At 58.3% G+C, this 6,419-nt stretch carries 8 protein-coding genes and 1 tRNA gene; all 9 read left to right on the top strand.

The window, feature by feature from the left end; translation table 11 throughout:
- Position 1: 1 nt before the first annotated feature.
- Positions 2–1,189 (top strand): cytochrome P450, encoded by a 1,188-nt coding sequence (locus tag L0H65_RS12320; RefSeq protein WP_301459350.1) that lies wholly within the window; start codon positions 2–4, stop codon positions 1,187–1,189.
- Positions 1,190–1,230: 41 nt separating this feature from the next.
- Positions 1,231–1,884 carry a CatB-related O-acetyltransferase gene (locus L0H65_RS12315; RefSeq protein ID WP_301459349.1) on the top strand — a complete coding sequence of 218 codons (654 nt, stop codon included), beginning with the start codon at positions 1,231–1,233 and terminating at the stop codon, positions 1,882–1,884.
- 101 nt (positions 1,885–1,985) lie between these two features.
- A tRNA-Trp gene (locus L0H65_RS12310) sits at positions 1,986–2,061 on the top strand.
- Positions 2,062–2,950: 889 nt separating this feature from the next.
- The gene (gene secE, locus L0H65_RS12305; RefSeq protein WP_301459348.1) at positions 2,951–3,148 is read left to right on the top strand and encodes a preprotein translocase subunit SecE; all 198 of its coding nucleotides are present in this window, start codon (positions 2,951–2,953) and stop codon (positions 3,146–3,148) included.
- A 201-nt stretch (positions 3,149–3,349) separates the two neighbouring features.
- Complete coding sequence (gene nusG, locus L0H65_RS12300) at positions 3,350–3,883, top strand: transcription termination/antitermination protein NusG (protein WP_301459347.1); 534 nt, start codon at positions 3,350–3,352, stop codon at positions 3,881–3,883.
- 107 nt (positions 3,884–3,990) lie between these two features.
- A complete protein-coding gene (rplK, locus tag L0H65_RS12295) occupies positions 3,991–4,443 on the top strand; it encodes a 50S ribosomal protein L11 (protein ID WP_301459346.1) in 453 nt (150 codons plus the stop codon).
- A 3-nt stretch (positions 4,444–4,446) separates the two neighbouring features.
- Positions 4,447–5,145: a 50S ribosomal protein L1 gene (rplA, locus tag L0H65_RS12290; protein ID WP_301459345.1), complete on the top strand. Its 699-nt coding sequence runs from the start codon at positions 4,447–4,449 to the stop codon at positions 5,143–5,145.
- Positions 5,146–5,408: 263 nt separating this feature from the next.
- Positions 5,409–5,924, top strand: coding sequence for a 50S ribosomal protein L10 (rplJ, locus tag L0H65_RS12285; protein ID WP_301459344.1), 516 nt, complete (start codon positions 5,409–5,411; stop codon positions 5,922–5,924).
- 70 nt (positions 5,925–5,994) lie between these two features.
- Entirely contained in the window at positions 5,995–6,372 is a 378-nt protein-coding gene (rplL, locus tag L0H65_RS12280) for a 50S ribosomal protein L7/L12 (RefSeq protein WP_301459343.1), read from the top strand.
- Positions 6,373–6,419 lie beyond the last annotated feature (47 nt).

Raw genomic sequence — 6,419 nt, 5'->3', positions numbered from 1 at the left:
AATGGACCCCGAGGCGTTGAAGCGCGTGTTGCGTGATCGGGTGGAGGATTATCCAAAGTCCACCGTGACCAAGCTGATATTGGAGCAGGCGATCGGTGACAGCCTGTTCGTCGCGGAAGGGGCGGAATGGCTGTGGCAAAGGCGCACCGCTGCCCCGGTTTTCAGTCATCGCAATGTGGCGGCATTGGCCCCTGTGATGACAGCGGCGGCGGAACGATCAAGCGATAGAATTGCCAACGCCGCAGGCCGGGCCGCCGATATGTTTGCCGAAATGGTGACAGCAACATTCGAAGTGATTTCCGACGTGACCTTTTCTGGCGGCGAAGGTTTTGACAGAGCCGGTGTTCATCGCGCGATTGAGGATTATATCAGCCACGCCGCCAAAGTGTCATTGCTTGACCTGTTGGGCTTGCCGGGATGGGTGCCGCGTCCGGGGCGGATGCTTTCGGGTGCTGCGATGCGCGAAATGAAGCGGATCGCGGATGCCGCAATTGATGAGCGGCGCAAGGTCGGGCGGCGGCAGGTTCCCGATCTGCTCGATCTCCTGCTGGAAGGCGAAGACCCGAAAACCGGACGCAAGATGACAACCTCGGAATTACGCGACAACTTGTTGACCTTCATCGTCGCTGGCCATGAAACCACGGCCCTGACCCTTTCCTGGGCGCTGTATCTGTGCGCGTTTGACCCCGCTGTGCAGGCTGCCGCGCGGGCGGAGGCGCAGCAGGTTCTGGGCAGTCGGGCGGCGGGCGCTGCGGATATCGCCAAATTGCCGTTGACCCGCCAGATCGTGGATGAAGCGTTGCGCATGTATCCCCCGGCGGCGTTTCTGTCGCGCACCGCACAGGTTGCGGATGAGTTGTGCGGCCGCGAAATCCGGCCCGGTGATACCGTTGTGCTGCCGATCTACGCCCTGCACCGCCATCACATGCTGTGGGATCAACCCGACAGGTTTGACCCCTCCCGCTTTGTCGACCCCAAAGCGATCAACCGCTTTGCCTATCTCCCCTTTGGTGATGGTCCACGCGTCTGCATCGGGCAGAATTTTGCCTTGCAGGAGGCGGTGATCATTTTGGCAACCCTGCTGGCCCGGCATCGGTTTTCTCGGGTGCCGGGGCGGGAGCCGAAGCCGGTGATGATCTTGACGCTGCGGCCCGAAGGTGGTGTCTGGTTGCAGGTTGACCCTGCATGAGGTGGCCAGCAAATCATCGCTGACCGACGGATGGAGGCACCATGACCCAAGGCTTTCTCGATGCAGCCCGGCGCTATCCGATGCGGTTTCCGGACGGGTCCGAAAACCCGTCAATGGTGCATCTGGCACGGGTGATCGACCATCCCAATATCGAGGTTGGCGATTACACCTATGCCAATGATTTCGATCCGCCGCAGGACTGGGCGGCGCATCTGGCACCATATACATATGCGGGCGCGCCGGAACGGTTGCGCATCGGTCGCTTTTGCCAGATCGCGCATGGCGTCCGCTTTATCACAGCATCCGCCAATCATGCGATGGGAGGGGTTTCGACCTATCCGTTTCCGGTTTTCGACATGACCAAAATTGATCTTTACAAGAGCGGTTTTCAGGGGATGCCAGATACCAATATCGGTCACGATTGCTGGATTGGCCATGGCGCGTTGATCCTGCCAGGCACGCGATTGGGGGCAGGGGTCATTGTCGGCGCTGGTGCTGTGGTTTCCGGCGACGTGCCGGATTATGCGATTGTTGCAGGCAATCCGGCGCGGGTTATCCGGATGCGGTTTGCCCCCGCACAGGTGGCGCGAATACTCGCCCTCGCCTGGTGGGATTGGCCTGTCACGCAGATTGAGGCCGCAATGCCTTTGATCATGGCTGGCGATCTGGCTGCGCTGGAGCGGCGGATGGGATGATGATGGGTTGGGGCGAAGGCTGACGCCGCAGCCGCTGTCGGTGGGTTGCCACTTGCCTCTTGATTTCCCGGAGTTCTTGGCCTATCCCCCGGCACAGGCACAGGAGTTTAGCTCAGTTGGTAGAGCATCGGTCTCCAAAACCGAGGGTCGTGGGTTCGAGTCCCCCAACTCCTGCCAGCCTTCTCAATAACTCAGCTCAAACATCGCGTTGGCCAACCCACCAGTCGGGAGTTTTTGTTCGCGCTTCGTGCAATCCCCACTTCTGTGGCGCCGATTCTGGCAGCGTTGGAACTCAGTGCAAATAGCGTACATCGAGGACTCTGGCGATGCCTTCCAGACTGTGCCCCGTGAAGCTGGGGATCTCGGAATTTGAGCGACCACCGAGAGCAAAACGGGTCACAGCGATCCCTGCCGATCGTGAAAAGTCGGCCCTTTGATTTTCGCCTTTGGCACCGTGTCGGACCAAGATGGGCGAAGCCATCAGTGGTTCATGAAGTCTTTCTGGTTGTGAGCAAAATGGTGACCGCTAATTTCGGTGTGGCATCATGGGCTTTCTTGAAAGGGCCGAACGGGAATTCCAAGTCGGCCTCGGCCCTGCTCCGCAGTATCGCAAATAGAGTACCGCAGGGGTTTGTCCCCTCGGGGCAGGCCGCCCCGAGAATCGTTGAATCCGCGCCGCCTGTGCCTGCCATGCTTGTACTCCCGACGACAGCCCCGCAAGGCGGGGTTATGGCCATGTTGCCTGACGCATCGCAAGCAGGCGATTGGCCGAGACGGATCAGGCAGACCATCAGCAGGTTGAGCAAAGCACCGCCGCTGCGGTTGATGCTCAGGTGTCTGGCGGGCCTGATGCTGCCGCCAGCGGCGGTCGCTGCCGAGCGAATACACGCACGCCAGATCAAAAGCCGCTTTCCGGATCTGTTTGCGTGGTTGGCGCATCGGTGATCTGCGGAACAGGAGCGCGAACGCAGTATGTGGATGGTCGTAGACAGCTACAGCGGGGTTGAAAGATGCGCGGCGAAAGCGTATCTGCGCGTCAAAGGCAGCGAAGAGTCAGGACGTAACGATGGCAAAGGCCAATCCCCTTCAGTTCATTCAGCAAGTGCGGAGCGAAGTCTCCAAGGTTGTCTGGCCCACACGTCGTGAGGTGGTCTTGACCACAATCATGGTGTTCATCATGGCAGCCTTGACAGCGACCTTCTTTGCGCTGGTCGATCTTGCAATCAAATCGGGGTTGAGCGCCGTTATCAACGGCATCGGGTAAGAGCTGCGCCAAAACCGGCCGGAATTGCGGCTTCCCCCTTGAATTCGCGGGGATTGGCCTGTATCCGGTCGATCATTCGGAGACAAAAACGCGCGGCGATTCGGGCCGCGCGTTGTTTTTTGTTCTGGGTCGGGCCGGATTTGGTCCGTAAATCAAGGAATTGCCAAAGCTCTGGCTTTGGATAAGATAGGTGAAGCAGGCATGGCGAAGCGGTGGTATTCGGTAAGCGTTCTCTCAAACTATGAGAAGAAGATTGCCGAGCAGATCAGAACATCCGTGATCGAAGCCGGGCTTGAGGACGAAATCGAAGAGGTTTTGGTCCCGACCGAGGAAGTGCTGGAGGTGCGTCGCGGCAAGAAGGTCACGTCCGAGCGCCGTTTCATGCCGGGTTATGTGCTGGTCCGCATGGAAATGTCGAACAAGGGCTATCACCTGATTTCCTCGATCAATCGCGTCACGGGGTTTCTGGGTCCGCAAGGCAAGCCGATGCCGATGCGCGATGAAGAAGTGAATGTGATCCTGAACCGTGTTGAAGAAGGCGAGACCGCCCCGCGCAACCTGATCCATTTTGAAATGGGTGAGCAGGTGAACGTGACCGACGGGCCGTTCGAAGGCTTTTCGGGCATGGTTGAGGAAGTGGATGATGCGAACAGCCGCCTGAAGGTGACTGTCTCGATCTTCGGCCGGGCCACCCCGGTTGAGTTGGAATTCACGCAGGTTACCAAAACGGCCTGACGTGCATCTCGTGGGAGGCGCGCTTTCACAGGGCAACTTGTGCGGGCAGACCGAACCACTAAACCATGCGCCCCAAGGTGGGGCGCGGTGATAAAAGGAGAGGCCAGATGGCCAAGAAGATTATCGGGCAGCTCAAGCTGCAAGTGAAAGCGGGGCAAGCCAACCCGTCCCCGCCCGTTGGCCCTGCATTGGGTCAGCGCGGCTTGAACATCATGGCTTTTGTCAAGGAATTCAACGCAAAGACTGCGGATCTGGAGCCGGGAACCCCGACCCCGGTGATCATCACCTATTATCAGGACAAGTCTTTCAGCCTGGAAACTAAGGTTGCCCCGGCGTCGTACCTGCTGAAAAAGGCTGCTGGCCTGCCGCCCGTTGGCAAGCGCAACCGTCCCAAAGGGTCGGTAAAGCCGGGCCGCGAAACCGCTGGCACGATCACCTTGGCACAGTTGCGCCAGATCGCTGAAACCAAGATGAAAGATCTGAACGCCATCGACGTTGAAGGCGCAATGCAGATCATCCTTGGCTCGGCCAAATCCTGCGGCATCGAGGTTAAAGGGTAAATCATGGCAAAGTTTGGAAAACGGACGCGCGCGGCGCGGGAAGCCTTTGCTGGCAAGGACATGATCTCGGTTGATGATGCGGTTGCATTGATCAAGGCAAACGCAAAGTCCAAGTTCGACGAGACGCTGGAAATCGCGATGAACCTCGGCGTTGATCCGCGTCATGCGGACCAGATGGTTCGTGGCGTTGTGACCCTGCCGAACGGCACCGGCAAAACCGTACGCGTCGCGGTGTTTGCACGCGGCCCGAAGGCGGATGAGGCGACGGCGGCCGGTGCGGATATCGTTGGCGCGGAAGACCTGATGGAAGCCATTCAGGGCGGCAAGATCGACTTTGATCGTTGCATCGCAACGCCGGATATGATGCCGCTGGTTGGTCGTCTGGGCAAGATCCTTGGTCCGCGCAACCTGATGCCGAACCCGAAGGTTGGCACCGTGACAATGGATGTGGCGGGTGCCGTTGGCAATGCCAAGGGTGGCGAAGTGCAGTTCAAGGTCGAAAAGGCCGGTGTTATCCATGCGGGTATCGGCAAAGCCTCGTTCGAGGCTGGCAAACTGGCCGAAAACGTCCGTGCTTTTGTCGATGCGGTGACAAAAGCCCGCCCTGCGGGTGCCAAAGGCACCTATTTGAAGAAGATTTCGCTGTCTTCAACCATGGGTCCGGGCGTTGCGGTTGATCTGGCCTCGGCTGCTGCGAAGTAATTGCGCGGCGGGCGCGTTGCCCGCTACACGAAATTCCTGACCCTGCGGGGAAAGGATGGCGGGGCCGCCAAACGGCCCTGTCCTGTCCGAGACGGTGGGAGGGCGCAAGCCCTTAATAGCCTGCCTGAGATGGGGATCGAGACAATTTTCCGGGGTTTTCCTCGGGTGATCTGGCCTCGGGACCCGTAAAAGGACCCGAACGCCCTTTCTTCGGAAGGGGCTAATATGAGCCGGGAGGAAACTCCCAAACTTGGAGTGAAACTGTGGATAGAGCACAAAAAGAGAAAGTGGTCGAGGAACTCGGCCAAATCTTCGAGCGCTCTGGCGTCGTAGTGGTTGCCCATTACGCCGGGATCACGGTTGCACAGATGCAGGACCTGCGCGCGCAAATGCGCAAAGTCGACGGTTCTGTTCGCGTTGCCAAGAACAAGCTCGCCAAGATCGCCCTTGAAGGGAAGCCCGCTGCAAAGATGGCTGACCTGCTTACGGGCATGACCGTGATGGCCTATTCCGATGATCCTGTCGCTGCTGCGAAGGTCGCGGACGAGTACGCCAAGAAGAATGAAAAGTTCATTATTCTTGGTGGTGCTATGGGTGACACGTTGTTGGATCCTGCTGGTGTGAAAGCCGTTGCCGCAATGCCGTCGCGTGAGGAGCTTATTGCTTCGATCGTTGGTTGCATCGCTGCGCCTGCAAGCAACATCGCCGGGGCCATTGGTGCGCCTGCTTCTAACATCGCCGGTATCTTGTCCACGATTGAGGACAAGGCTGCCGCCTGAGCAATCTTATGATCCGGCGTGGTTGATAAACCTGACGTTGGAACCCATCTTAAACTGAACGGAACAGAAAATGGCTGATCTGAAAAAACTCGCTGAACAAATCGTGGGTCTGACCTTGCTTCAGGCACAGGAATTGAAAACCATCCTGAAGGATGAATATGGCATCGAGCCCGCTGCTGGCGGCGCTGTGATGATGGCTGGCCCCGCTGCTGGTGGCGCTGCTGAGGCTGCTGAAGAGCAGACCGAATTTGACGTTGTTCTGACCGAAGCCGGCCCGAACAAAATCAACGTCATCAAGGAAGTGCGCGGCATCACCGGTCTTGGTCTGAAAGAAGCCAAGGATCTGGTTGAAGCTGGCGGCAAAGTGAAAGAAGGCATCTCCAAGGCTGATGCTGAAGGCTTCAAGAAGAAGTTGGAAGAAGCCGGTGCCAAGGTTGAGCTGAAGTAATTCGGCCCGGTGTCGCTTGCGGCATCGCTGAAACAATAGCTGGGTGC

Origin of the sequence: Pseudorhodobacter sp., from assembly GCF_030452865.1 — a bacterium.
Classification (GTDB): domain Bacteria; phylum Pseudomonadota; class Alphaproteobacteria; order Rhodobacterales; family Rhodobacteraceae; genus Pseudorhodobacter.
This window is presented reverse-complemented; position numbering and strand designations above follow the sequence as displayed.